Raw genomic sequence first — 2,183 nt, forward strand, 5'->3', positions numbered from 1 at the left:
CGCGGCGCGCCTCCGGCTGACCGCCGCGGCGCGGCCGCCGGCCCTTGGCGGCGCCGACCTCGCCGAGGTCCTCCAGCTCCTCCGCCTCCAGGCCGGCGCGGGTGCGCTGCGTGCGCGGCAGCCGGCCCGTGGTGCCCGCCGGGATGCCCAGGTCCTCGAACAGGTGCGGGGAGCTGGAGTACGTCTCCTGCGGCTCGCCGAAGCCCAGCCCGAGGGCCTTGTCGACCAGCGCCCAGCGGGGCAGGTCGTCCCAGTCCACGAAGGTCACCGCGGTGCCGGTGTTGCCGGCGCGGCCGGTGCGCCCGATGCGGTGCAGGTAGGTCTTCTCGTCCTCGGGGCACTGGTAGTTCACGACGTGCGTGACGTCCTCGACGTCGATGCCGCGCGCGGCGACGTCGGTGGCCACGAGCACGTCCACCTTGCCGTGGCGGAACGCGCGCAGCGCCTGCTCGCGCGCCCCCTGGCCGAGGTCGCCGTGGATGGCGGCGGCGGCGAAGCCGCGCTCGGCGAGCTGCTCGGCCACCGACGCCGCGGTGCGCTTGGTGCGGCTGAAGACGATCGTCAGCCCGCGGCCCTCCGCCTGCAGCAGGCGGGCCAGCACCTCGACCTTGTCCAGGGCGTGGGTGCGGTACACGAACTGCGTGATCGCGGCCACGGTCGCGCCGTCGTCGGTGGGGTCCACCGCGCGGATGTGCGTGGGCTGGCGCATGTAGGAGCGCCCCAGCGCCACGACGGCGCCGGGCATCGTCGCGGAGAACAGCATCGTCTGGCGCGCCGGGGAGGTCTGCCCCAGCAGGCGCTCCACGTCGGGCAGGAAGCCGAGGTCGAGCATCTCGTCGGCCTCGTCGAGGACCACGCAGGTCACGTGCGAGAGGTCCAGGTGCTTCTGCTGCGCCAGGTCCAGCAGGCGACCGGGGGTGCCCACGACCACGTCGACGCCCTTGGCGAGCGCCTCCACCTGCGGCTCGTAGGCGCGGCCGCCGTAGACGGTGAGGATGCGCGCCTGGCGGACGCGGCTGGCCGTGGTCAGGTCGCCGGCGACCTGGGTGGCCAGCTCGCGGGTGGGGACGATCACCAGGGCCTGCGGCTTGCCCGGTGCGGGCAGCGCGTCGTAGGCCTCGTCGCCGGGCACCGCGGTGCGCTGCAGCAGCGGCACGCCGAACCCGAGGGTCTTGCCGGTGCCGGTCTTGGCCTGGCCGATGATGTCGTGCCCGGACAGCGCCACCGGCAGCGTCATGGCCTGGATGGGGAAGGGGGCGGTGATGCCCGCGCCGGCCAGCGCGCGCACGATGCGCTCGTCGACGCCGAAGTCGCCGAAGCCCTTGACGGGCGCGGCGTGCGCGGCGGCGGTCTCGCCGGTGGTGGTCTCGCCGGTGGTGGCGCCGGTGTCGGCGTCCTCGGTGGTGGGGGTGGTCTGGGGGGTCGTGGTCGACCCCGCTGCGTCGCTCATGCGTCTCCCGTGCGGGGCGGCGCCGCGGGGTGGGCACCGGGCGCCCTGCGGGAGGGAGTGCCGAGAGGTTCGTCGGCGGCGCCCTGTCACGGGCTCGACCTGCGGTGCACCGCCGCGGCGCGGCAGTCGGCAGCCGATCGCGACTGACGACCGGGCAACCCTGAACACGACCATGGTAACCGTCGGCCACCGACGACGACGCCGCGGGCGCCCTGCCGGGCGTTCCCGCGGCGTCGTCGCCCTGGGGGCGCAGCAGCCGGTGGGGGCTTCAGGACAGCCCGAAGCCGACCTTGCGCACCTCCGCGGCGCCGATGTCCACGTACCCCAGCGACTCGGCCGGCACCACGACGGTGCGGCCCTTCTCGTCCTTCAGCCGCAGCACGGAACCCTCGCTGAGGGCCGTGGAGACCGCGGCCGTGATCTCCTCGCTGGTCTGGGCCGACTCGAACACCAGCTCGCGCGCGACGTTTCGCACGCCGATCCGAACCTCCACCGCTGTCCCTCCCGGGTCGTCGATCGGGCCGGCACCGCCCGTGCTCGGGGGTGCGGTCGTCCAGCGAGGCTAGTCGGAGGCGCGCGCACCGGCAGATCCGGTTCGCCGCGAGCGGACGGGGCACCGGCCCGCCGCCGCGCCGGGGTGGCACGCTGGGCGCGTGACCGACCGACGCCCCTCGCGCCGCGGGCTGCTGCTGGCCGGTGCCGCCGCGCTGGCCGGCGCGGGCTGCTCGGGCCC

The 2,183-nt window shown here is 75.8% G+C and carries 2 protein-coding genes; both read right to left on the minus strand.

What is annotated here, in order from left to right:
- On the minus strand, nt 1-1,450 hold a 1,450-nt coding region (locus tag GTR00_RS19415; RefSeq protein ID WP_166613199.1), incomplete at its 3' end, for a DEAD/DEAH box helicase.
- Between the two features lie 268 nt (nt 1,451-1,718).
- Entirely contained in the window at nt 1,719-1,943 is a 225-nt protein-coding gene (locus GTR00_RS19420) for a DUF3107 domain-containing protein (protein WP_166613200.1), read from the minus strand.
- Nucleotides 1,944-2,183: the final 240 nt, after the last annotated feature.

Source organism: Kineococcus indalonis, from assembly GCF_009906395.1.
Taxonomy (GTDB): Bacteria; Actinomycetota; Actinomycetes; order Actinomycetales; family Kineococcaceae; genus Kineococcus; species Kineococcus indalonis.